The organism is Vibrio sp. D431a, from assembly GCF_030248655.1.
In the GTDB taxonomy this organism is placed as follows: domain Bacteria; phylum Pseudomonadota; class Gammaproteobacteria; order Enterobacterales; family Vibrionaceae; genus Vibrio; species Vibrio alginolyticus.
This window is the reverse complement of record NZ_JAHGAP010000033.1, coordinates 144,188-168,187: the sequence shown is the minus strand read 5'-3', so window position 1 is coordinate 168,187 and position 24,000 is coordinate 144,188. Positions and strand designations below refer to the sequence as shown.

The following is a 24,000-nucleotide window of genomic DNA, read 5'->3' as shown; positions in this document are numbered from 1 at the left end:
CACTCTGCCAAGGCGCCTTTTTATTACGCTTCAGGGCTCTACCCCGTTGCGTTGGTGGCTACTTTACGGATTGAGAGAAGATAGTCAAACAAAAACATTTCATTTTCTGTTCGTTTGATTTCTTTTAAGTCAATTCGACCAAAGTTCGATCTTATTGGCTTAAAACGAAGCAATATAAATCTCGCTTTCAGTTCGTTTTGTCCCATGAAACATTAAGGCGTTTAATAGTTGCTGACCCTTTTTAGCAATCTTCCCACAACATTAGGGTGATAAGACCAAGTGTGATCAAACATCGACATTAATGCAGGATTTCCGTATTTCGATAAGCTAATCGCGTGAAAACGGTTTTTCTTCGCTTTGAGCGCATCCACTTTGGCCAGTAACTCGTCTTGTTGTTTTGGCGCGATAAAGTCGGAAATGACTACCATGTCTGCGTTTTTATATTTATCACCGCTCATCAAGTCGATAGATTTAATCAAAGTTGGCTCTAAGTCTGTACCACCATGGAAGCTATAAGTTAGAAAGTCCGCCGCCTCGCGCAGACCATCTTGTTTGGTTAGTTCGTAGGTAATGTGTTCCGTAGAAAAAATAATGACATAGCAATCACGTTGCTCCGCTAGTGCGATTTGCATCAGAGCATAAGCCATGGCTTTGGCGCATTGCTCAGGAAAGCCACTCATGGAACCGGACGCGTCCACACAAACAATGAAGGGGCCTTTTTCGATATCTACCGCTTTATGGTCAGGTCGGTGAGCTTTAACTTTACGTAACGTGCGCGATTTGCCTTGTGTACGATAGTTCATGAGCCGTTTATCGACTAAGTGTTTATAGAACACAACTTCAAGTTCAGGATACGCCAAAAACATCGTTTCGTTGGGAAGTAGCTTATTTAGATCATCGCTTTCGTGAATACCAACAATATCATCCGTCGCCTCATCACTTTTCTCTTCGACCAATTGAAGTTCTTCAGTGGGCGCACGATTTAGTTCAGGATCATTTACTTGCCCCGCCATACGACCGAGTTGCTCCGCAATTTCTTGCAAGCCTTGGTGCTTCTTCAGAAACTCAGCATGGCGCTTCATCACCGTTAAGTCTGTTTTACTCAACTTGGCAGATGCCATATCCCACAGGCGCCCTACACTTTCAGCGTCACCCGACTCCGTGACTTTATCCATATTACGCATGGTTTCCATACGTTGATACAGGTCATTCAGCACCTTTTCTTTATTGGCTTCAAGCTCGCTTACTTGCGCTTGTTTTATAGCATCGGTGAGGCTTTGGTACCATTGATCACAAAAGTAATGTGGGAACATAGGGTTATTCATCCCTTTGTTCTTTTCCATCATTCGGCGAGCTTGCATGTAAAACGCAGAGTGCCATTCCAGCTTTTTAATCACATCTTCGATGTTTTCAAAAAACGCCTCTTCATCCCAGTGAATGACCTCTTGATATAAAGACAGCTCTTGTTGGAAACGCTCTGTCTCACATACCTTGGTGATCCGTTTTTTAACGCTGCCTCGCCACTTTAACAAGTGACCTTTGACCGAAGATTTAACGCCTCGGTTTTCTGCCATCATCATGACTTGTGAACGCGCCATCAAATCATTAACTGCGCTATCGATGATGCCAGAGTCGGCCACCATCAGCGCGAGGTTAAGTCCGTCTGCACCTAGCATGTCGTCTCCTTATGAGAAAAACTGATTTAAGTTTTTAAAGCGTTGGATAACTTTTTCACTTTCTGCTTGGATTGATTCAAGTCTCTGACTGACCTGTTGTAGACTCGACTCCATTAGGCGGGGTAGTTCAGGATCAACAAAGCTATGCGGAAGCGCATCATGAAAGTTCGCTTTCACCTTGCGCATATGGTGTTCTGCCTCACTAAGCTGATTTACGGCTTTTTCGCTCTGCGTTAACCACTTTTGGTAAAGCTCTACATCCAAGCCCTCTTGAGTCACTAGGCTAACCAAAATGCCTCGATTCGCGATATCACGGATAGCTAGGTTATTCGCCGCGTCAACGTCAAATCGTAAACGGCACATGTTGGTGTTTTGATTGACGTAACCATACACATCACCGCTTCCCTCTTTAATGACTCGATCTAACTCATCTTTGGGTACATAAACCCAGCGGCTATCACCTTTTTCTGATTCTGAAACCGACATGTTGCTTTGCAAGACAACCAATTTAACTAAGTTAACGGCTGCGCCAACTTTGTACATCTTGGCTTTAGAGGTATCAAAGCGCATGGTTTCTTTACGCAAAATACCCGTTGCCGCTTCAGACGTTAACGTCATGCGGTAGGCATCTTCAAGTTCATGTTGAACATCAACCAAAGACTCTCGGCAGTACTCAATTTCCTGCTCCGCGTCTTGTTGATCAAATGCATGTTTTAAGGCGAACTCTTGAACCACTTCACGTACCACATCTCGCGATTCAGGACTGTTCCATAAACAATCTTGCAGCAGTAGAAGGTCAAGCGGATTGATTTCATCGCGACCATTAAAAAACGCGCTCGCTTTTAACAACTTCACGGCTTTCTTCCAGCGGCGGTCAGAGACATACATGTCGGTCTTGGCCACATCACCAAACTGAGCTTCAACTTTGGCTTCTAACATCGTTTTAAGCTGGAAAAGCTTTTCGAATGCATTGTCGGTTAACGTCAATTTGTCGAGCTGTTGTTGCCATTGATGATATTCTTCATCAGTTATCGCTAGGCCTTCTGGTACTTGTGCCTCTTGCGATGTGCCCACAGTCAACATCGACTTAAAGTTTTGTTTATTCTGAATTCGATTCACAAACACACGCACCAACATGCGGTCGTAGAGCGCATCCAATCCACTATCTTCATCGGGTAATTCATTGGAAGCCGATACCAACAAGCGCATTGGCACACGCTCGATATCGCTGCCATTTTTGAATGTTTTCTCATTAACCACTGTCAGCAATGTATTAAGAATTGCAGGGCCCGCCTTCCAGATTTCATCCAAAAATACGACTTGTGCAGTTGGCAAATACCCTTTAGTTAAGCGAACATAACGGCCGTTGTCTTTTAGCTCTTGGATACTCAGTGGCCCAAACACCTCTTCAGGGGTTGAGAAGCGCGTCATCAGGTATTCGAAGTAACTGCTGTTATCGAACGCTTGGATGAGTCGTTTGGCAATTAAGCTTTTTGCAATACCAGGGGGACCTAAAAGAAAAACACTTTCACCAGCAAGTGCAGCAAGAAGGCAGAGCTTGATCGTATGTTCACGCTCATAAACGCCATCCGTTAACGCTTTCGCCAATTTATTGATGCGTTCTGAGAGAAGCGCTTTTTCGGCATTTGAGGTAAATAAGGTTTGTGTCATACGTTCTCCGGCTGCTGAAGTGGTATTGCGTTAACATTTTTATACACTTGTTATAACTTTGTTACAAATGTATTTTGTCGAATTCCCCTTATAGCAGATGCTTTTCCCCTTCTTGACGAAGCAATCAAAGTTTCCATTTATGAGACATTGCTCACTTAAAGTGCAAACGCTTTCGTCGTGTTGCAGTATTTTTTGCTTTTGTTTCCCACCATTTGTGGTTAATGTCGAAAAACGTCAAAAATGCGGTAACAGCTAGGGTTTATAACTGCATGAGCAAGATAATTCATAAATGGAAGCAAATTTCTCTGATTGAAGAAGACGTTATGCTTCCTACAGGACAGGCAATTACGCACACCACAATCCATCATCCGGGCGCTGCAGTGATTCTCCCTATTACAGCGGAGGGTGAGATTGTCCTTGTCCACCAATTTCGGCCTTCACTTAATAAATGGCTATTGGAACTTCCTGCTGGTACCAGGGAAGGCAACGAAGAGCCACTCTGCTGCGCCAAAAGAGAGTTAGAGGAAGAAACTGGGTTTAGTGCAGAGAAATTCACGTCTCTCGGCCAAGTCACCCCTCTTGCCGGATTTTGTGATGAGATACAGTATCTATTTGTTGCCGAAAAGCTCAATAAAACAAACCGTTACGAGTGCGATGAAGACGAAGTGATTGAGGTCGTCACCTTGTCAATCAAGCAACTCGAAGAAAAGATTGTCGATGGCACGATCACCGATGCCAAAACGATCGCTTGCTTAAGCAAAGCGCGCCTTTGCGGATATATTTAGGACTTTGACCAAGGAGACATTCATGGATTTTCGATCAGATACCGTTACACAGCCCACCCAAGCCATGCGAGAAGCCATGTTTAGGGCCCCCGTTGGGGATGATGTTTATGGTGATGACCCTACGGTCAATGAGCTTGAAAAATTTGCTGCGCAGCTTGCTGGTTTCGAAGCAGCTTTGTTTACCACTTCAGGCACTCAAGCCAATCTGCTCGGTTTAATGGCGCATTGCGAGCGGGGAGATGAATATCTATGTGGGCAACAAGCACATAACTACAAATACGAAGCTGGTGGCGCGGCGGTTTTGGGATCAATTCAACCTCAACCAGTCGAAAATAACCCAGATGGCACGCTACCATTTGATAAACTGGCTGCTGCGATTAAACCAGATGATTGTCACTTTGCTCGCACTAAGCTTCTCAGCTTAGAAAACACAATTAATGGTAAAGTACTACCTCTGTCTTACTTAGCAGAAGCACGTGACTTCGTGAATAAACATAACTTGCAGATGCATCTAGATGGCGCTCGCGTTTTTAACGCAGCCGTTGCACTTGATGTTCCGGTAAAAGAGATCGGTCAGTACTTTGATTCAATGACGATCTGTCTGTCGAAAGGTCTGGCTGCCCCTGTTGGCTCGCTACTGCTTGGTAGCAAAGACTACATCGCAAAAGCACGTCGCTTAAGAAAGATGGTCGGCGGTGGTATGCGTCAAGCGGGTATTCTTGCCGCAGCAGGCAAACTTGCCCTTACCGAACAAGTGGAACAGCTAAAACAAGATCACATCAACGCAAAAACCTTAGCGGAAGGTTTAGCAGAACTGCCTGGTTTTTCAGTCAACCCTGAATTTGTTCAAACGAACATCGTGTTCGCGAAGCTTGCTCCTCAAGTGGACATAGTAAGTATCGCTGCGAAACTAAAGGAACAAAACATCACGATAACCCCTGGAAATCCAATTCGTTTTGTAACTCATAAAGATATTTCAGCGAAAGACATCGACACTTTCTTATCAAGTATAAAATCTCTACTTTAATTTGATTTTGATCATTGAGCTTCCCCTAAGGGGAAGCTTTATTGTATCGGCATGATTTTTAGCGAATAGATAACCTCCATGCTCAGATTTGTACTTCTAATCTCTTTTATTTTCTCTTCCGCTATCCATGCCGAGCCGTTTGGTGATGCTGATAAAGGTAAAATCAAATCACCTAGCTGTGTCTATTGTCAAGGTGTTACAGGCATCGCAACGAACAACACCTATCCAAGCCTTGCTGGTCAAAATGCTCAGTACCTTTACAATGCAATGAAATCTTATCAAGCCGGTGAGCGTAAAGGGCCACTTGCAGAAATGATGGCAGCACAGTTAAAAATGTTAAATGATGAAGACCTTCGTGATGTCGCTGCTTTTTATGCAGAACAGACAGAAATCAAGTGATTAGATCACCTGTAGATGTACTATGAAAGCTCGTGAATCATCCAAACTCAACGCATATTGAAACATTAACCCAACATTTGACCACAAAACAATCAAATTAACTTCACTTCAAATATTTGATGAATTTATAGTTCAACATAAGCATTAATATTGACTTTTTATTCTATTTTATCGATATTTCATGCTTTATTGAATTTGACGTGAAGTAAGTTATGTCTCACACACATGCGCAACCAGCAGACTCGGTTGCTACCCCTAAGTCGTGGCAGATGCCAGATACCCTCATTTTGATCTTCATTGTTGGTATTCTTGCTGCGATTCTTACCTACTTAATTCCTGCTGGTCATTTTGATAGCCAACAGGTGACCTACATGGTCGACGGTGCAGAAAAAACTCGCACAGTTATCGATCCTTCTTCTTTCTCTTATGCAACCGACGAAAACGGTGAGTTGGTTTACAACACAGTTGGCCTGTTTGCTTCTGGTGGTGGCATTGGTCTGATGAACTTCCCTTTCGAAGGTCTAGTTTCTGGCTCTAAATGGGGCAGCGCAATCGGCGTGATTATGTTCATGTTGGTTATCGGCGGTGCTTTCGGCGTTGTAATGCGCACAGGCACTATCGATAACGGTATCCTGCGCCTTATCGATAAGACCAAAGGTAACGAAGCGCTATTCATTCCAGTGCTATTTTTGCTGTTTTCGCTAGGCGGTGCGGTATTTGGTATGGGTGAAGAAGCCGTAGCATTTGCGATTATTATCGCGCCGCTTATGGTTCGCCTTGGTTATGATGGTATCACTACGGTGATGGTTACCTATGTTGCGACTCAAATTGGCTTCGCTACTTCTTGGATGAACCCTTTTTCCGTCGCTATTGCGCAAGGCATTGCGGGTGTACCTGTTTTATCCGGCATGACAGTGCGCATGGGGTTATGGGCTGGCTTTACGTTAATTGGTATCGCTTTCACAATGATCTACGCCGCTCGTGTGAAGTCAAATCCTAAACTTTCTTACAGCCATCGCACAGACCAGTATTTCCGTCAGCAAGAGCTTGGCAATCAAGATTCTCGTTGGAACCTAGGTGACACACTCGTTATCCTTACGGTTATTGCGACCACGGTGTGGGTCGTTTGGGGCGTAGTCGCTAACGCATGGTACATCCCAGAAATCGCTTCTCAATTTTTCACTATGGGCTTTGTTGTCGCGATCATCGGTACGATTTTCCGCCTAAACGGTATGACGCTAAACTGCGCAGCTGATGCATTTAAAGAAGGTGCAGCTATTATGCTTGCACCTGCCCTATTAGTGGGTTGTGCAAAAGGGGTATTGTTGATCCTTGGTGGTGGTACAACTGATGAAGCGAGTGTACTGAACTCAATTCTAAACAGTGCTGGCGGCGTGATCAGTGGGCTTCCTGACGTAGCTGCAGCATGGTTAATGTATGTATTCCAATCTATCTTCAACTTCTTTGTCACTTCAGGCTCAGGACAAGCGGCACTAACGATGCCTCTACTGGCCCCTCTGGCAGACATTGCAGGAGTTACGCGCCAAGTGGCAGTTTTGTCATTCCAACTTGGCGATGGCTTTACTAACGTTATCGTCCCTACTTCGGCATCTCTCATGGCAACGCTTGGTGTCTGCCGTATCGACTGGGGTGACTGGGCAAAATTCTGCTGGCGATTTATTCTATTACTCTTTACCCTATCAAGTATCGTCGTTATCGCAGCTCATATTATGGGTTTTGCGTAAAACGAAGCCAATTGGTAATTAAGGCGAGACATGTTCTCGCCTTATTAATATTCATGGTATGACGACGCTAAGGTTTTAGATTAGCTTATGGTTTTGGAGTGGTAACTTTAATGGCAACACAATTTCTCGATGACGTGATTCAAGGTCATCAAGTGATTCAATCTCTCAATGTAGCAGACCTAAATTCGGGCGAGCATAAGTTTTGGTTTCGCATCGCAACGAATGCTCTCTCTCAGTGGCAACACCTACCTGTGCTAGTGTTCAAAGGTGAAAAACCTGGCAAGAAGATCATGATTACCGCAGGGGTTCATGGTGATGAGTACAATGGTGTGTTAGCAGCGCAGAAAACTGCTCGAGAGCTCATCGGCACTGAAGTCGCTGGTACTGTCACTATTGTTCCAACCATTAACATGCCAGGTATGCTAAACCACAGCCGCGATTTCTATTCCGCAGATCCTGATGCGTCTCCTGCAAACTTAAACCGCTTTTTTCCTGGTGACCAAAACGGCAATGAGGCCCAACGTTACTTATATGCATTGTGGAATGATTTGCTCAAGCCAAATGCTGATTTAGCCATTGACCTTCACACTCAAACCAGTGGTGCGGCCTATCCACTTTACGTGTTTGCAGATTTCCGAATCGAGCAATCATTAGAAATGGCTCGTCTCATTAATCCTGATGCGATTTTAAATGATCCTGGAGATGCTGGCGTCCTTGAAACGGTTTGGAATAACCATGGTGTCCCAAGCATTACAGTTGAAGTAGGTATGGGGCGATACACCGAGCAAGAACTTATCAGTCGAACTGTAACAGGCATTTTTAATGTGCTGAAAAAGCATAGCATTGTTGAAGGTGATATGGACCCTATTACGTCATGCTTGGAAGGAAACGAAATCGTCAGTGTGAAAGCGACACACGGCGGCTTTGTACTGCCTCATGTCAGTTTGATGAATTTTGTCGAGCAAGGCCAACTTCTTGCGATTCAATACGACAGCTTTGGCGCTGAGATTAAACGCTACACCGCCCCAACAAACGGCACAGTACTTAGCCACAATGTTGAATCTATTCGAGCACCAGGTTCCCTGATCGTTCGTTTGATTAAGTAAACCATAACCGTTTGTTGATAGAGCAACCTTTCGACGCTCACTCAAATTTATATAAGCCCCATCACGAGTAATCACAAATGATGGGGCTATGTCCATTTTGACCACATTAAGTTACGCCGTAACAAATTACTGTTAAGCGAAATGACAAACTGAGCTCTTAATTAGGAAGCTTCCCCTCTGTCCGCTTTTTCAGCCACGCTGATGAACTTAAAGCTGTCTTTGTTTCTCTTGTTCAACAAAAATGAGCTCGTCGATAGCGAAACCTTTCTCTTTAGCTACGTACTTAAAGCGCTCCACTACTTTCTCATCAACGTTAGGCGTTCTAGACAATAGCCACAAATAGTCGTGGTTGTAACCGGAAACAAACGCATAGTCATAGTTTTCACCTAGCTCAAAAACAATGTAAGAAGAGTATATTGGCCCAAAAAAGGAAACCTTTAAGTGTCCAACCGTTTTATCTTCAACAAAATAAGCTTTGCCTTCAGCTTCTGACCACTGTCGCTCTTCTTCGGAATATCCACGGTTTATCACCTTAACCCCACCATCCTCGCGAACCTGATACTCAGCGGTAACGTTGGATAAGCCTCGCTCAAATGAATGGTCTAGGCGTGCAATTTCGTACCACTTACCTAGATATGGCTCTAAATCGAAATTATTGACGGGTTCCACCCCATCCGGCTTCGAAGTACAACCAAATAAAGTTGCAAGTGACAAAAGTAAAAATATTTTTATCGATTTCATACAACACCTAAATTTTAATTAGTGATTGATTTTACTCTAGAAGATAACAAATCGATCACTAAGCCGCACCATCGCCCTCATAGGTACACATCACAATTCTTCATCATCAATAGCGCGCTGAACACCGAAACCTCGTCATCTCAGCAAATCGATAACAAGATTGCTCTATTTTTGACTTACAAGCTGACCATGCTTGTACATTTTGTCAGCATTTAACCCTATGCATATAGAAACTTTGCACAACATAGACATTCGTAGGCATATCACCCTCCTATAATACGTTGCGTTATAGACAGAGGTTATTGTTATGAAATTAAAAACAGTGTCAGTTTGTGCACTTTTGGTGTTACTTGCAGGTTGTCAGCAGGAAAAGCCGAGCGAAACGACACAATTAACGACCTCGGCAGATGTATGTAATGCACAAGGAAACATGCCAGGTGGGTGGAATGAGTTTAACGCGACCCCTGATGCACAAAAGGCAATGGCCTTTGTTTTAAAGAAAATGGACACAATAGCGTCGTTTAAACAAATACTGAATGTTCACGCGCAAATCGTTAGCGGCGTCAACTATGCTATTGAGTTTGAATTGGATGATGGCTCTGTTTGGAACACGATTGTTTATCGCAACCTCGATGGCGAATATGCGATTACCCAATCGCCAAAAGAAGGCCACTTTTGCGAACAGTAGCGACTTAGTCAGAAAGCCCCTAACAATAGGGGCTTTTTGATCTAACAGTAATCACTGAATTAGACAGCGAAGCGACATTGAGATTTAATCGACACCGTTGAACCAAGTCTTGATGGTTCAACATCAATCCTCTGCGCCATTTGTTCTTTCAACTCAGAAACGTGAGAAATAACACCGATCATGCGCCCAGTCTGTTGCAGGTCCACTAGCGTTTGAATAGCAAGATCTAAAGACTCTGGGTCTAAACTACCGAAGCCCTCATCAATAAATAAAGTGTCTAAACGAATACCGCCACTATAGGATTGCACAACATCCGACAAACCAAGTGCCAGAGCAAGCGCTGCCATAAATGATTCACCGCCGGAAAGTGTCGCAACATCACGCGTTTTTCCTGTGTAGCCATCTTCAACCATTAAATCTAAGCCGCGACCCGCTGCGCCTTTGAAGCCCTCTGTTTTTCGAGCAAGAATATAGCGCCCTTTACTCATAAGGCTTAAGCGTTGAGAGGCCTGAATCAGCACATCATCCAACAGTACACCAAGAACAAAGCGATGTAGGCTAACCCTGCTGCCTGTTTTACCGCTAGCAACGTCGTACAACGTACCAAAGACTTTGTATTCTTCTTCTAACTTACTATTTTTCTCATGCAACACGGCAATATCTTTACGAACCTTTTCAAGACGTTCAAATATTGAGCGTGTGGTATCAAGTTGATTCCTTACTTCAATATATTGCGCCTGCAGAGTGGTTAACCTGTCGTTAAACGACTCCAAATTAGGCCTTTCAAGATCTTTCAATGCATGATTTAAATCATGTAGTGTTTGCTCAAGCTTGGTTTGTGCCTGTTTGAAACTGTCTATTTCTTGCTGCCAGGCTTGAAGTTCATCATCTCCCACTCGACTACTTAGATAATGGCTTTCATCCTCAAATTTACTCGCCTGTAGTGCCTCATTCCATGCTAATTCTGCTTGGCTAAGTTTTTGCTCTGACTCAGATAACCACTGCTTGTTCGTCGCTAAGTGACTTTCCGCATTTGATTTCTCCAATATCGCTTGCTGCAAAGCGTTTTGCGCCTTTTCTAAGCCTGTGTTCAAACTCAGAATTTGCTCTTTTGTCAGCAAAATTTCACGTTCAAGCAAGTCAGCGGAACTGTATTTTGGGTCAATAAAAGCTTGTAATTGAGCCAATTGTTCTTGGTTCGCTTTAACGGTTGATTCATTTGCCGCCATTTGATTCTGCAGCTCATGAATTTTATTTTCACCCACGACGCAGCGTTGATTAAGCTGTTCAACGTTCCTTTCTAGTTTTTCAATATCAATAGCTTGTAGACGTAGGAGTTGAGCATTAAGCGCTTGCAAATCATTTTGAACCGTCGAGATCTCAGATGTAGCATACTCACCCAACTCCTCTTTCAACTGGTTACACTGATTCTGATACTGACTAATGACAACGTTATGTTGTTCTAGCTGATTGCTTAGTTGGTTCAACAAGGTTTGAGCTTCTCGCTCTTTAGCTCTAGCCGCCTGAACTTGCTCTTTTGTAACGGCTTCTTCAACAAACGTTGCGGGGTTAGGATGCGTTTCGCTACCACACACCGGGCATGCTTCACCTGCTTTTAGTCGCTGCGCTAATACTGCCGCTTGAGCGTTGTGCCACTTAAGCTCTATCGTATCAGCGGCTTGTTGACGCTGCATATAGCGCTGACTGGCTTCGTGTAGTGACTGCTGCTTGCCTACAGTTAGCGCATTGAGTTTAGAGAGCTCTAAAGTAAGATCATGCAGCTTTTGTAGATCCTGTAACAGCCGTTGTTTTTGTTTTATTTCCGCATCGATGCTGCCAATAAGCGCAACATCAACTCGTGCTTTCTCTAGCTCCTTCTGTCCCTGCTGGGCCTGTAACGTTAACTTATCTTTTAGTTCTATGTACTGTTTTAACGTTGCTTCAAATTGTTGTTTTTGTTGATAACCCGCCGTTATTTTACTTTCCAAATTGTCTTTCTCGACCAACTTGTTTTTCATACTTTCAAGTTGATACTGCAGTTGCGTTAACTGCGAGACCTTTGCCGCTGCCTCTTTTGCACTTTGCTGCAAGTTTTCTTGTTCTCTCGCAACGACATTAGCTTTTTCGAGACTCTCTTCCAAAGCTACGATTTTTTGCCTAAGCTCTTGCGTTTGAGCTTTTGCATTTTGTAATGAGATGTAGGGCAACTCTATCTTATTGGCATTTTTAGCGTTTTCTAATTGCTGTTGACGAGCTTTTATCGAATCTGAGTGTTCTAGATGCAGCTTGAGTGCGCTTTCTGCTTGCTCTCGTTTCGAAAACTCTCCATTCAAGGTTTCCGCTTTTTGCAATTCAGATTTAGCAGTATTGAGCTTATCTAACGCTGCTTGCTCATTCTTTTTATCAGACTCTAATTGCTTAGTTACTTGTTCCAGTTGTTGTAATAGTTCTTGTTCAGAACTCGCTTCTGCAACTTGTAAAGCACCTCGAATTTGATTATCAAATTCGCCTTTCGCTTTACTAATTGCACTCGCTTTATCTTTGAGCGCGTACTCAATTTTTTTATATATGTCAGTTTGAAAGAGCTGGCCAAAAATTTCTTCACGCTCTTTAGAGCTAGCAAGCAACAGTTCTCGGAATTTTCCTTGAGGCAACACCATAACTTGACGAAATTGAGTTTCATTCAAGCCAATAATATTGCTAACTTCAGTTTTAACCTGAGTCGTCTTGCTGGTGATAAGCGTTTCAGTCTCACCGAGTTCATAAAGAGCCGCAGTGTGCTTTTTAATCGTCATCCCTTCACCACGGGCCTTGGGCGCTTCCTGCTCAGGGGATCGAACAACTCGGTATTGTTTGCCGTGTAACGAAAATTCGAGAACTACTTCGGTTGGTAAGTCTTGCGCGGATAAGTCACACCGCATCTGAATACCTTGTCGCTCATTACCTGTGGTTTCACCATAAAGGGCGAAGCAAATGGCATCTAAGATCGACGTTTTACCGGAACCTGTAGGACCATTAATCAAAAATAGAGGGTTACTGCCAAGCTTCTCAAAATGAATGATTTCAGTTTTTGCAAACGGACCAAAGGCTTGCATGGTTAGTTTAATTGGTTTCATCTTTGGTCCCTATTGCTGTGATAATTGCTTAATAATGTCAGTAACAGCTTGCTCTTGCTCTTTAGACAACTGGCTATCTTGCGCCTCAATAAAAAAATCTCGGAACATATCAATTTCGCTTCGCGCCAACTTTGCTTGCGCCATTTCCTGCTCTACCCCAATTAACATGCCAGGTTTCTCAAGGTGTAAAACGTTTGGATACACTGAACGAAGTTTTTCCATTGGGTTTAAAATCGCATGTTTATCCATCAAACGAACTAACAAATAATCTTCATTCTTGGGGTCTGTTTTCCCTTGCTCAATAACTTTATCCAGCTCGCCCTCTACAATACGCATTTCATGAGGAGCCGTAAGATCAATATGCTTTGCAGAAACGAATCCTTTCTTGTCCAGTTCAACTAACGTGAAACCTTTTCTCTGGTTCTGTTCACCAAAGCTATACTTCATGAGAGAGCCAGAGTAACGGATATGCTCTGCGCCTTTCTTTTGAGGCTGATGCAAATGACCAAGTGCGACGTAGTCAAAATCTAAGAAGTGTTCATGACTCACGCGATCAGAACCACCAATAGATAATGGTCGTTCAGAGTCTGACTCGATAGCCCCATCAACAAAACAGTGACTCACGAGCACGCGCTTTTGCTTAGAGATAAAGCGCTCTTTAATTTGCTCAACAAGCAATTGATGAGCCTCATCATGAGTGGATACCGAGGCTTTGTAGGCAAACCTGACCTGTTCAGGGTCGTTATAAGGCATACCATAAAACGCGACCTCGTCCGCAGAGTCCGTTTTTATGATGATGGGAGTGAGCATCTCTTCAAAGTTGCTAACAATATGGAGACCTGCATTTTTCATTTGCTCTGAGCCGAAACCTAACCTTTCTGCACCATCATGGTTGCCAGATATCAATATCATTGGTGTTTCTAACTCGGTACAAATGCGTTTCACGACTCGATTTAACAGTTCTATTGCAACCGTTGGTGGCACCGAACGGTCATAGATATCTCCCGCCACTACAACTGCATCGACGGGGTTGCGTTCAATATAGTTAATCAGTTGTTCGAGTACTGCTTGTTGATCTTCGAGTAGTGATACGTTGTGGAATTGTCGACCAAGATGCCAATCTGAGGTGTGGATAAACTTCATTCGAATTCACTTTCCGCCAATTCTATGAGTAGGCTTGCTTCTGTCAGAGTCCATGTACCGTTTATAAAAAGGAATGCGTCACGGGTGGGATCTCGAACAAGCCAAAACTCAAGTTATTTAATTTCGGTAAGGATATCTTGAGTCGAACAGCTTTTCATGTGGTTTGTGTTCTATGGCTGGCTATTTAATCAGAAAGCGAGAAGAACACTGTAAAAACGCGGTGAGCAAAGCTATTTTGAAAAGCAAGCTGCGCCTAGTCATTGTCCAAACATCATTAAAGGGCCAGTTTCGAGTCAATCCCCCATAACATTTGCATCACTAAAACCTCAGCTACTACTAGAAGGAAAAGCAATAGCCAGACCTATTAACTACGCCAATTGTATATTACTCCTACCGCATAGCCATCTGACTCGATGTCCGCTTGCAACACGTGAAAGTCTGGGCAGGGGCTGCTTCTTTGAAGCTCATCAATCACTAACGCTTTTAAAACGCCGCCACATGCACCCAATCCGCCAAGTTTGATATCAACAAATTGATACTGAGTTTGATCGGTCACCCACGGAGACAAGAATTGCATTGAGTTTAACCATTGCGGTTCTTCCTTATTAACGGATAAATACAATTGACTGAGTGGATGTTCACAACTTACTCCTAATTGCTTAAACACCTTGTCCACGGCGATGCGTTGTTGTTTGGCATCTAAATCAATTCGAACAACATCAGGCACAAGACCTGAATGTCGAAAAAAACACTTGGTTAAAATGATAGAGCTTTGAGGTTTGACATGCCCTTCTACATCACTCGTAACCTCTATAGCCAGTATCCAAGTCGCTTGCGTTTCATTAACTTCACGATTTATCCGATTTAGTGCCATCAAAAATGCAGCTTGGCCATAAGGATAAAAGTAAATTTCAGTATTGACAGTTTGGCCAACGAAAATAGAAAGCTCGCTTATCAATGCTTTAAGCAAACTTTTGTCCACCGAAGATGGTAAAAGAACACAGAGATTCCCCTTGATATCAGCTTGCTCAAGACTCTCGCGCTCAGAGCGCACGAGGCTTAATATATGCTCATCTATTGATTGAGCAAAGTCAGGGGGTCGGATTTCCTCGGACAATCTAAAAGAATCATCAGCTATCTCGCGAACGGTGTGTGAACGGCCATTAAAGGATAGAAGATGCGTTTGAAATGCGAGTGGCATCTAGCCTCCGATTAAAACCGTAGGCATACCAGATAGAATTTTGCCACCATGAGACGTTGAATCGCCGACTCTCGCGGCTGGTTTACCGTTGATTGTTACGCTAGAAGAACCTGCAGAGATACTATCCGGAGGACCGATACAAATAAGCTTGTCGCCTTGTCTTGCCGCAGGTATCCCGCCAATCGTTACGTTTGGTGAACCAACAACGACGGGACCACCGACATGCGGTATCTTTCCTGTTTTTTTAGGGCAAAGATGAAAGCTGCCCAAAATTGCGGCTGGTTTACCCACTTTAAATCACCTTAGTTCAATGAAATTTGCCCAGCTTTAAGAGCAATAGCTGAGCCGTTAATGGATATTTTATTACCTTTGATATTGATTTCTCCAGAGCTAGACATCTGAATAGAAGCACCACCTACTTTGATCTCGACGCTCTTTCCTGCATTAAAAGACAGTACTTCACCCGTTTCATTCGAAAAGTTTTTACCTACTTTCAAGCTCGCGTTCTGACCAACCTCTTGATTAACATCATTGGTCACTTTTTCGGTTTTACTGTTTTCAACGGCGATATCAACACAGTCTTCAACTAGCATTTGGAACAGTTTTTCAGCATGAAGATAAATGTGCTCTTCACCAGGCTTATCATCGAAGCGCAACTCATTAAAATTGGATGTACCTTTTTGTACAGAGCGTGATTTATAACCACTCTGAGAACTTTGCTCTGGTAAAGCGTAAGGAGGGAGTTGACTACCGTTATATAGTGACCCCGTAACGATTGGTTGATCAGGGTCTCCGTTAACAAACTCGACGATGACCTCTTGTCCGACTCTAGGGTGAAACACCGACCCCCATCCGTTACCTGCAATATTTTGCGCAACACGAATCCAACATGAACTATTTACATCGTATTTACCAACACGGTCCCAGTGAAACTGAACTTTGATACGGCCATGTTTGTCTATGTAAATTTCACCATCTTTGTTCCCCGTAACTACTGCGGTTTGCAAACCTTTCATCTGAGGTTTCGGGTAGTTAACTGAAGGACGCAGGATTGTCTTTGAGTCAACACAACTAAACGAGACTTTGACACCTTGCGCACCGGTCCCACCTTGACCAGTCTGGTTATAAACAGCAGCAGACAAAAAAACAGAAGACAGTACATATTCTTTGCCGACTCGAGATTTATCTTCATGCTTTTTAAACTTGAAGCACTTGCCCACACTGAATGTTCTGCACGTAGCCTCGCCACGACACAAATATGCATTTTGCTGTAGTGCTTCTATTGCATGCGTGTTTCTCAGTGCGTATTGATCATTGCTCTCCATTTCACCCATGTATTCAAAATACTCGCTTCCAGGTACTGTAAAAAAATCACTTTCACCCTTTGCAGTATTTTTAGGATTCGAAGAAGGCTTGAGCATGTTATAGCCTGACTTTTGACTCGCTTTAGTAGTCAGAATTTGCGTTTCATGCCAAGAAGAAATGTGGCTAGATTTCGCCGTACCTGTATCAAAATCGACTAAAAACTCAGTACCCGGCTTATAAAAACTGATGTCATCAAAAATATTGAGCGTATGGGCAGACTTAGTATGTGTAAAACAAAATGATAGCCCCTCCTCCGATAACAGACGTCGAACAAATTCAAGATCTGATTCTTCATATTGTACTTTGTATGTGTATTTAGGATAGGACTTGGTTAACTCAAAACTAAAGGCAACACTATGCTCCGATAGTACTTCAGAGATAATTTCCTTTATATCTTTATGCTGAAATATTCTGCAATTTTTTCGATATTCAGCGAAACGTAATTTAGGCTCTATTAATAATTCTATGTTTTTATAATTTTCGCCTTTATGTGTATTAGAAACCCTTTTCCCTTCTAATCTTGCAGCAGAAACATAACCATGCATATAACGAGGATTTGAAGAAACATCCTCATTATTTTCAAGGGTAATGGTAACTTCCTTACCAATAATTTCGTTTAACTCACTTCGTTGATCATTAAAGTAAGCTTTAGCACGCAATGAAAAAAGTTCTGAGATCTCTTCTCTATACTCAAACGAGTTTAGTATGATGGCATCTTTACCGAATGGCGAAGAAATTCGGATGAAATTGTTATCTTGAGTTGCTCTTTTCATTAAATACTTCTTTCAAAAAAATGCGGAGGAATACTCCCCCGCATGAAAATTACATTTGTTGACCTTTAACACCGCTGTAGCCGTATACCAATGGAGCAGAAGTGTTGTTCTTATCGTCAGTAGGAGTCACTGTCATCATCATTTCTGTGTAAGAAATTGTGATAGTTTCAACTGGACGATCGTCTTGGATAGAAACTGAGTAGTTAGAAATCATCGCATCAGTCAGTTCGATCTTCATGATCTCTTCAACCTTCTCACCCTGCTTAGTAATATGGAAAACCGCTGGTTTACCTTTACCAATCGTCGCTTCTTTAAATAAGTCAGGAGAAGAACGGTCTTGAAGTTTAGTGATAGTCAAATCATATAGACGAGTAGCGCTCGCTTCACGGTCCATCGCTGTACCAGTGTATGATGAGATCTCACGACCTACACTCCAATCTACAGATAGTAGTGTAATCAAATCTTTGTATTGCTCGGCTGTTGCCTCACCCTTAATATCTGCGTATTTAAGATACGTATTAGACTGCATGCTAATCTCCTATAGCATTATTAATTGACATATATCGTAGTAATTTAATTATCTGACGTTTGGTGATAATTAGTGATTAATGTATCAAAAACTTCATTTTAAATACGCCCTGTTATATCTTTAAATAAGATTTAATTTAAGCGTTTTTTATAAAAAATAATAGTTAATATGAACCAACTCCCAATTATTATTGAGAGTGTAAAGGATGTTAAACTATTGAGACATCAAGTCCACTAGTTGTACCTTTAACAATAATTTCATCAAACGTCTTATCATTAAGAATTGCATGCAATATTTCATGAGAAATCTTCGGAAGCAATGTATTTTCTATGGTTGTTTGTACCACACGCGCACCACTCCCAGACTCATTGCTATTGTCTACAATATCATTAATTAGTTCCTCATCAAAAAATAGGTCAGCGTTATAGTGCTTACGAATACGAGTCGTAATTTTATCCAACTTTAATTTTGTTATTTCTATCAATACTTTTCTTGATAGAGGCAAATAAGGTAATACATTCACACGCCCTAAAAATGCTGGTTTAAAGTCAACCAACAAATCATCGCGTAAAGAATCTTTTAGTGCTGACGGCTCAGGAGCTAAATCAGGATCAGAATACAAAGACATCGTCGTTTCGGTCCCTGTGTTCGCGGTCATAATAATAATAGTGTTTTTAAAGTCTATATCTCGACCTTCACCGTCTTTAATTGAGCCTTTATCAAATACCTGATAAAAAATATCTTGAACACCAGGGTGCGCTTTTTCCATTTCATCGAGGAGAATTACACTATAAGGTTTACGTCTAACAGCTTCAGTCAGTACACCTCCTTCTCCATAACCGACATAACCAGGAGGAGAACCTAATAGCAATGAGACTTTATGCTCTTCCTTAAATTCCGACATATTGATAGTCGTGACATTTTCTTCACTACCATACACTTTCTCTGCAATCGCCAAAGCCGATTCGGTTTTACCCACTCCGCTTGGTCCGGTCAGGAGAAATACACCATTTGGTCGTGTCTCATCCGTGAGCTGCGCACTCGCGGTTTTTATCACTTCAGACATGAGCTCTAAAGCGTGATCCTGCCCGACAACTCGCTTACACAAACTTTCTTTCAAACCCAATACTGCTTGGATTTCATCATCCTGAAGTTTACCCAACGGTATACCGGTCCAATCCGAAATAACTTCTGCGATTAGCGCTTCATTTACATGCGAAAAAACTAAGGGCTGTGAGTTAGCGGAGAGGTTATTTTCAAGCTCTTGTAACTTGTCTCTCGCAGTCTCAGAACCCTCCTGGATTATTTGGGTTCTAAGTGACTTAGCTTCACTTACCCATTCTTTTTCTTTTTCCCAAAGTACTTCTAATTCAATAATGTCATTAGATAGCGCATCAATCTCTTTTCGGACACTTTGCAGCTGCACATCAAGAGATGCTCCTAGCCGATTCTCTTGGCTAAGATGCTCATACTCAGCTTGCTTTGCTTTAAGTTTATTTCTTTTCGCATCTAGGCCTCCCGGTGTAGATGACTGACTTAACGCAACTCGAGAGCAGGCCGTATCCAAAACAGAAACCGCTTTATCTGGCAGTTGACGACCATTAATGTATCGAGCTGAGAGTTGGACCGCTGCATTGAGAGCTTGGTTAGTGATATGAACATCGTGGTGTTGTGCCATTACATCAAGTAAGCCTCGTAACATTTCGATCGCGAGTTCAGGGGCAGGCTCATCAACCTTTACGACTTGAAAACGCCTAGTTAAAGCTGCATCTTTTTCAAAATACTTTTTATACTCTGCCCACGTTGTTGCTGCGATCGTTCTGAGTTCACCTCTCGCTAATGCTGGCTTCAGAATATTCGCCGCATCACCTTGGCCCGCTTGCCCACCACCGCCAATTAGGCCATGAGCTTCATCAATAAACAATATAATAGGCTGTGGAGCGTCGTTTACTTCCTTAACAAGGTTATTAAGCCTGTTTTCAAACTCACCTTTCATGCCTGCGCCGGCTTGCAGTAACGCCAAATCCAGAGACTTAATTGCCACATTTTGCAGAGCGGGAGGTACATCGCCATCAATGATCTTTTGCGCCAAACCTTCAACAACGGCTGTTTTTCCAACACCAGCTTCTCCCGTAAGAATCGGGTTGTTTTGTCGGCGTCTTAATAAAATATCGATCATTAGGCGAATTTCATTATCTCTACCAATCACCGGATCTATTTTACCTTCCCTAGCTTGCTCAGTAAGGTCTGTTGTAAATTGATTCAAGGCGGAATTCGCGTTTGACTGCGCTAAGTCATTCGATCTTGATTGAGGCGCATTACTTTCTTTAAAGTTCAATAAGCGAGATGGTTCTATCTTGTTTAGTTCAGGACTAATCGAACCAGCCATGTTGACTAACGTATCATCAGACAAGTAGGCAAATAAAAGATGGATGCACCCCAACTGTTCTTGATTGAATTCAATGGTTGCAGACAACAAGGCATTTTGCATAACAGTCACCGTATGAGCTGATAGCCCAGGCACCGACTGGCATCCTGTTTTGTATTTTTCTAATGCCTTTTGAATATCGGTTTCAACCTTGATTTTATCGACATCAAATTCGTCAAAAACTTCAGAGTAAATATCGTCAGGATGGCGGATAATCATCATTAACCAGTGAGACATTTCAATACTGTGATGAGTTCGGGAGCTTGCCATAGCAGCTGCCTGTTCAAGCGTTTCCTTAGCCTGAGGAGACAATCTTTCGACCAACGCTGAAAGTGAGAGTGAAGCCATTACATTTCCTTTAAATAGTAATTGTTATAGTTCGATCTTTTGTACGTTCGTGTTTTTTAAGCACAGAACCAATACCTAACTGCCCCTGCTGTTTCGATAAACAAGCTTGTGGTAGCAAACTATGTTTGGTGGTGAGCTGCCACTTCAGTTGTTTATGTTTTCCAATCAACTCATAAGCAGCGTTCTTAATGATTGCTATATTGGGTTGGTTAGGAAGCAATTTACTAACTAGCTGTTTATCTTTTGGCAGAAATTCTATTGTTGTCCCCGCGTTGATGTTCCATGCTTTCGAACCCAAAGACGCTCCTAAACCAAGTTGAGCAAACTGCCCTTCAGGCATAGTTCGGGATGCAAGGCGTGTTTGCTCTTCTTTCGTAAGGTGTAACCATTGTCCTTGAAATTCATGAACTTTTACTTGGCATCCAGATAAACATTCAAGAATACTTTTTAGTCCACCTTTACTTCTCACTGGTGAAGCAAACACACCACCATAGTGCCGGGACAGTGAACTCCCTTTCCCAGTTAATGCCGATTTACAGCTTTCTAACGGAGAACGCGCGCCCTGCGCATGCGCACGAGACTGAACAGTCAGCTGACTCAATTGCCAACATCGATAATAAAGAGATAATAAGCGATGATTGAAAATATCGTAGAAGTCCACCATAGCCGTATCGCCTTCTTTTTGGCGATGTAAAGCTAATTCACTATAGTGCTGGGGAAGCACACCTTGCTCACCCGTTAGGCCAATTAAATTGGTCTCAATCTCTAACTTGCTGTCATCTATATTTTTCAGTTCACAAAGCTGAGCATTTTCAAAACCTAATGATGGATTAACCTTTAAGTTTAGCTTTTCATGCTTCGGTAACGCATCTGTTCCTATTTGCGCCTCTGCTTGCAGGACTTCGTGTTCAATAAGATGAATCGCTTCAAACAATGGATGTTGCTTTAATTCTCGATAAAATTGTTCCGCGCTCATAGCAACACCTTATCACCAGTTAATGCGGGCCATAGATGGAAAGACTTTCCCGTGGACTTAAGTCTTATTTCTAACTGCGTAAAAATGTTAATTTCAGCATATTGCGAGAAGTAAACAGATAAAACACTACCTAAGAGAAAGATCTGCTCTTTAGGTAAAATTTGATCAGAAACCGTCAAAATAATTTTTATACCGTGCGCAAATCCAGCTTTACCTTTCTGACTAATTCTTCCTGTAGTAGGCTCAAACTCTAACTTAGTTAAAGCATCGATTACCGCTTTCGTTTCTGCTGTCCCAGAAAATGCATAGAGATTAAGGGTCTGCTTCAAAGTTGCTAAACCATCTTCCTCGGTAAAATGGTTTAAAGTTAAAAGCTTAGTTAACTGCCATCGTGTGCTTTCATCCATTTCTGGCCGAATGGTTTCTGATAAAGAAACTAAACAACGAACAGATTCGAAATTGTCATTTACCTCCGGTAAAGATACTTGCGGCAGCCCACCTCCAAATGGAAGTTTCTGCGCTAAGTTGCGGTTACAGCACTCAGCTTCCACGTACATTAACCAGTTTTCCCGGCTATCCGGGCTGAACAATTGATGTTTTTTATCAACAAAAGAAATGTAAGTTTCTCTACCGGGCTCATCATACCCACCAGCCCAGTTCTTATCCTCACGTCTCATCAACCAATAAATCTCACTAGTGTTCGTATAATGCGTGTGCTCACCAGCGTGATAACATGGCAAATTGTGGTACGTTTTGTTCCAGTTTCTCAACGTTACGTCAGAAATTGAGACAACCTCATTACTTTCAGCTTCTTGGTATTGTGGAGACAAGTGGTAATCGTATTCAGTTGGTAGAATACGCTTAGGCTCCATAATACTTTTAAATAAGTTGATCACAGGCACACAGCCTACCATTAAGCTTTCTTCGTCCACTTGCTTTGGAAGCCAGTCATCGTTGGTATCAAAGTAAAAATACAGTTCGACTTGCTCTCTAAGATCTAGCTCTGATAATCCAAGTTCGATGATATCAAAGAACATAAACTTCTCAGGAAAGTGCAAATACTCAACAAGTAATCTTGCTCCTGAAAAGCTTCTTTTACTGTATGGCACAACTTTCTCATCTTCTGAAAATCCCACTTCAGAAAGATGCCTTTTGGTTAAAGGACGAACTTCTTTGCCATCCACAACAACAGATAAACCAATTAGGTTTTGAAACAGCATTTGGTAGAGCTTAAAAGTCAATTGAGATTGACCGTTTAAATAGAAGCGCAGCCGTTCTGCCCCCATTTCACCAAGAGGAGTCTCTTCATCTTGAGCCGTGAGCTGTACTTTCAAAACTGAATGAGCATTGCTTTCCCATCGTGAGCCAACTGGCTTGAAAGGCGCATTTTTAAAAACGCCAGAGGTCACATGAACAGGATACATTCTGACCGGATAACAAGTTCTAAACTCGCACTCATGATATCCAGGAGCACCGATAACAACTCGCTCGCCTTCTTCTACATCAAAATAAGAGGAAGTGGAGTTAGAACAGCTCATTTTAATGACTGACATTGACGGGATTGGGGCGTGAAAATCAGGATATAACTGTCCCATCAAAGACTCTGTAAATTGAGGGTAACTATTGTCTAAGCTTTGTCTAATCCTTGCTGTTAGAAATGCGCAGCCTTCTAACAATCTTTCTACGTGCGGATCGTCAACCTGTTCCTCACTAATACGAAGTCTCGCAGCAATCTTAGGATACTGCTCCCCAAATTCTTGCCCTTTGTGACGCAAATAAGCTAACTCGCGATTATAGTACTTGAGAAACTCTTCACTCATTTTGCTCTACTCAGTTTCATACCTAAATTTACCGGCTCTACTTCAGAATTGAATCGCACTTCATGAATACTGTTATCAATTAAGCAAGTGGCATTTATCTGTAACCTCAATACCCTATCAATAGCGTTTTTCTCGTCTGAAATCTGGACATGAGGGTTCCTTAACCTCGGCTCAAACTCTTTAATTGCATCATGAACGATGTCGCAAAGCTGATTCTGCCCTTCTTGGCTGCTATAGGGCATTGAGGAAAAATCTGGCAGCCCATAATTCAATATTGAATAACGAACCTCTAAAAGATCATCAGGAATGTTTTTCCATCCAATACGACTATTCAGCATCGACTCTAGATCTCTAAGTAAGCTGCTCAACATCTGTTGCTGGCTTGCAGGGAAGTCTTTCTCATCTCGAGTGAGAGGATCACTATCTATCAATTTGTCGAGCAGAGAAACGGTTAACGACATGA

At 42.4% G+C, this 24,000-nt stretch carries 19 protein-coding genes; 6 read left to right on the top strand and 13 right to left on the bottom strand.

Going from position 1 to position 24,000, the window contains the following annotated elements; genetic code table 11:
- Nucleotides 1-221: 221 nt before the first annotated feature.
- A complete protein-coding gene (gene viaA, locus KJB35_RS25180) occupies nucleotides 222-1,676 on the bottom strand; it encodes an ATPase RavA stimulator ViaA (protein ID WP_033907023.1) in 1,455 nt (484 codons plus the stop codon).
- Between the two features lie 9 nt (nucleotides 1,677-1,685).
- Nucleotides 1,686-3,347, bottom strand: coding sequence for an ATPase RavA domain-containing protein (locus tag KJB35_RS25175; RefSeq protein ID WP_258457123.1), 1,662 nt, complete (start codon nucleotides 3,345-3,347; stop codon nucleotides 1,686-1,688).
- Between the two features lie 269 nt (nucleotides 3,348-3,616).
- On the opposite strand from KJB35_RS25175, the gene KJB35_RS25170 reads away from it, so the two are divergent.
- From KJB35_RS25170 to KJB35_RS25150, 5 genes are all read left to right on the top strand, one after another.
- Nucleotides 3,617-4,132, top strand: coding sequence for an NUDIX hydrolase (locus tag KJB35_RS25170; protein ID WP_017820203.1), 516 nt, complete (start codon nucleotides 3,617-3,619; stop codon nucleotides 4,130-4,132).
- 22 nt (nucleotides 4,133-4,154) lie between these two features.
- Entirely contained in the window at nucleotides 4,155-5,159 is a 1,005-nt protein-coding gene (gene ltaE, locus KJB35_RS25165) for a low-specificity L-threonine aldolase (protein ID WP_262634927.1), read from the top strand.
- 78 nt (nucleotides 5,160-5,237) lie between these two features.
- On the top strand, nucleotides 5,238-5,558 hold the full coding sequence (locus KJB35_RS25160) for a cytochrome c (protein WP_268208416.1): 321 nt from the start codon (nucleotides 5,238-5,240) through the stop codon (nucleotides 5,556-5,558).
- A gap of 212 nt (nucleotides 5,559-5,770) precedes the next feature.
- Entirely contained in the window at nucleotides 5,771-7,303 is a 1,533-nt protein-coding gene (yfcC, locus tag KJB35_RS25155; protein ID WP_205460993.1) for a putative basic amino acid antiporter YfcC, read from the top strand.
- Nucleotides 7,304-7,413: 110 nt separating this feature from the next.
- Nucleotides 7,414-8,409: a succinylglutamate desuccinylase/aspartoacylase family protein gene (locus tag KJB35_RS25150; RefSeq protein ID WP_017820206.1), complete on the top strand. Its 996-nt coding sequence runs from the start codon at nucleotides 7,414-7,416 to the stop codon at nucleotides 8,407-8,409.
- A gap of 207 nt (nucleotides 8,410-8,616) precedes the next feature.
- Here the strand turns inward: KJB35_RS25150 and KJB35_RS25145 are convergent, their stop codons facing one another.
- On the bottom strand, nucleotides 8,617-9,150 hold the full coding sequence (locus KJB35_RS25145; protein WP_017820207.1) for a lipocalin family protein: 534 nt from the start codon (nucleotides 9,148-9,150) through the stop codon (nucleotides 8,617-8,619).
- A 307-nt stretch (nucleotides 9,151-9,457) separates the two neighbouring features.
- Between KJB35_RS25145 and KJB35_RS25140 the strand changes: the two genes are divergently transcribed.
- The gene (locus KJB35_RS25140; protein WP_005387498.1) at nucleotides 9,458-9,838 is read left to right on the top strand and encodes a cystatin domain-containing protein; all 381 of its coding nucleotides are present in this window, start codon (nucleotides 9,458-9,460) and stop codon (nucleotides 9,836-9,838) included.
- Between the two features lie 59 nt (nucleotides 9,839-9,897).
- Here KJB35_RS25140 and KJB35_RS25135 read toward each other — a convergent pair whose 3' ends face one another.
- From KJB35_RS25135 to tssE, 10 genes are all read right to left on the bottom strand, one after another.
- Nucleotides 9,898-12,954, bottom strand: coding sequence for an SMC family ATPase (locus tag KJB35_RS25135; RefSeq protein ID WP_268208410.1), 3,057 nt, complete (start codon nucleotides 12,952-12,954; stop codon nucleotides 9,898-9,900).
- Nucleotides 12,955-12,963: 9 nt separating this feature from the next.
- The gene (locus KJB35_RS25130) at nucleotides 12,964-14,097 is read right to left on the bottom strand and encodes an exonuclease SbcCD subunit D (RefSeq protein WP_005375971.1); all 1,134 of its coding nucleotides are present in this window, start codon (nucleotides 14,095-14,097) and stop codon (nucleotides 12,964-12,966) included.
- Between the two features lie 364 nt (nucleotides 14,098-14,461).
- Nucleotides 14,462-15,298, bottom strand: a complete 837-nt coding sequence (locus KJB35_RS25125) for an NAD/NADP transhydrogenase subunit beta (RefSeq protein WP_213907645.1) — start codon at nucleotides 15,296-15,298, stop codon at nucleotides 14,462-14,464.
- A complete protein-coding gene (locus tag KJB35_RS25120) occupies nucleotides 15,299-15,589 on the bottom strand; it encodes a PAAR domain-containing protein (RefSeq protein WP_005375969.1) in 291 nt (96 codons plus the stop codon). It abuts the gene before it with no gap.
- Between the two features lie 11 nt (nucleotides 15,590-15,600).
- On the bottom strand, nucleotides 15,601-17,436 hold the full coding sequence (tssI, locus tag KJB35_RS25115; protein ID WP_005375968.1) for a type VI secretion system tip protein TssI/VgrG: 1,836 nt from the start codon (nucleotides 17,434-17,436) through the stop codon (nucleotides 15,601-15,603).
- Nucleotides 17,437-17,485: 49 nt separating this feature from the next.
- Nucleotides 17,486-17,965, bottom strand: coding sequence for a type VI secretion system tube protein Hcp (locus tag KJB35_RS25110; protein ID WP_005375967.1), 480 nt, complete (start codon nucleotides 17,963-17,965; stop codon nucleotides 17,486-17,488).
- Nucleotides 17,966-18,173: 208 nt separating this feature from the next.
- Nucleotides 18,174-20,741, bottom strand: a complete 2,568-nt coding sequence (gene tssH / locus KJB35_RS25105; protein WP_005375965.1) for a type VI secretion system ATPase TssH — start codon at nucleotides 20,739-20,741, stop codon at nucleotides 18,174-18,176.
- A gap of 10 nt (nucleotides 20,742-20,751) precedes the next feature.
- Nucleotides 20,752-21,717 carry a type VI secretion system baseplate subunit TssG gene (gene tssG, locus KJB35_RS25100; protein WP_005375963.1) on the bottom strand — a complete coding sequence of 322 codons (966 nt, stop codon included), beginning with the start codon at nucleotides 21,715-21,717 and terminating at the stop codon, nucleotides 20,752-20,754.
- On the bottom strand, nucleotides 21,714-23,537 hold the full coding sequence (gene tssF / locus KJB35_RS25095; RefSeq protein WP_213907644.1) for a type VI secretion system baseplate subunit TssF: 1,824 nt from the start codon (nucleotides 23,535-23,537) through the stop codon (nucleotides 21,714-21,716). The genes tssG and tssF overlap by 4 nt, the downstream gene beginning before the upstream one ends.
- Nucleotides 23,534-23,998 carry a type VI secretion system baseplate subunit TssE gene (tssE, locus tag KJB35_RS25090; RefSeq protein WP_017635621.1) on the bottom strand — a complete coding sequence of 155 codons (465 nt, stop codon included), beginning with the start codon at nucleotides 23,996-23,998 and terminating at the stop codon, nucleotides 23,534-23,536. The genes tssF and tssE overlap by 4 nt, the downstream gene beginning before the upstream one ends.
- Nucleotides 23,999-24,000: the final 2 nt, after the last annotated feature.

What these genes read in the sequence shown, in the direction of transcription:
- viaA (WP_033907023.1), bottom strand. Translation starts at nt 1,676, where the DNA reads ATGCTAGGTGCAGACGGACTTAACCTCGCGCTGATGGTGGCCGACTCT.
- KJB35_RS25175 (WP_258457123.1), bottom strand. Translation starts at nt 3,347, where the DNA reads ATGACACAAACCTTATTTACCTCAAATGCCGAAAAAGCGCTTCTCTCA.
- KJB35_RS25170 (WP_017820203.1), top strand. Translation starts at nt 3,617, where the DNA reads ATGAGCAAGATAATTCATAAATGGAAGCAAATTTCTCTGATTGAAGAA.
- ltaE (WP_262634927.1), top strand. Translation starts at nt 4,155, where the DNA reads ATGGATTTTCGATCAGATACCGTTACACAGCCCACCCAAGCCATGCGA.
- KJB35_RS25160 (WP_268208416.1), top strand. Translation starts at nt 5,238, where the DNA reads ATGCTCAGATTTGTACTTCTAATCTCTTTTATTTTCTCTTCCGCTATC.
- yfcC (WP_205460993.1), top strand. Translation starts at nt 5,771, where the DNA reads ATGTCTCACACACATGCGCAACCAGCAGACTCGGTTGCTACCCCTAAG.
- KJB35_RS25150 (WP_017820206.1), top strand. Translation starts at nt 7,414, where the DNA reads ATGGCAACACAATTTCTCGATGACGTGATTCAAGGTCATCAAGTGATT.
- KJB35_RS25145 (WP_017820207.1), bottom strand. Translation starts at nt 9,150, where the DNA reads ATGAAATCGATAAAAATATTTTTACTTTTGTCACTTGCAACTTTATTT.
- KJB35_RS25140 (WP_005387498.1), top strand. Translation starts at nt 9,458, where the DNA reads ATGAAATTAAAAACAGTGTCAGTTTGTGCACTTTTGGTGTTACTTGCA.
- KJB35_RS25135 (WP_268208410.1), bottom strand. Translation starts at nt 12,954, where the DNA reads ATGAAACCAATTAAACTAACCATGCAAGCCTTTGGTCCGTTTGCAAAA.
- KJB35_RS25130 (WP_005375971.1), bottom strand. Translation starts at nt 14,097, where the DNA reads ATGAAGTTTATCCACACCTCAGATTGGCATCTTGGTCGACAATTCCAC.
- KJB35_RS25125 (WP_213907645.1), bottom strand. Translation starts at nt 15,298, where the DNA reads ATGCCACTCGCATTTCAAACGCATCTTCTATCCTTTAATGGCCGTTCA.
- tssI (WP_005375968.1), bottom strand. Translation starts at nt 17,436, where the DNA reads ATGAAAAGAGCAACTCAAGATAACAATTTCATCCGAATTTCTTCGCCA.
- KJB35_RS25110 (WP_005375967.1), bottom strand. Translation starts at nt 17,965, where the DNA reads ATGCAGTCTAATACGTATCTTAAATACGCAGATATTAAGGGTGAGGCA.
- tssH (WP_005375965.1), bottom strand. Translation starts at nt 20,741, where the DNA reads ATGGCTTCACTCTCACTTTCAGCGTTGGTCGAAAGATTGTCTCCTCAG.
- tssG (WP_005375963.1), bottom strand. Translation starts at nt 21,717, where the DNA reads ATGAGCGCGGAACAATTTTATCGAGAATTAAAGCAACATCCATTGTTT.
- tssF (WP_213907644.1), bottom strand. Translation starts at nt 23,537, where the DNA reads ATGAGTGAAGAGTTTCTCAAGTACTATAATCGCGAGTTAGCTTATTTG.
- tssE (WP_017635621.1), bottom strand. Translation starts at nt 23,998, where the DNA reads ATGTCGTTAACCGTTTCTCTGCTCGACAAATTGATAGATAGTGATCCT.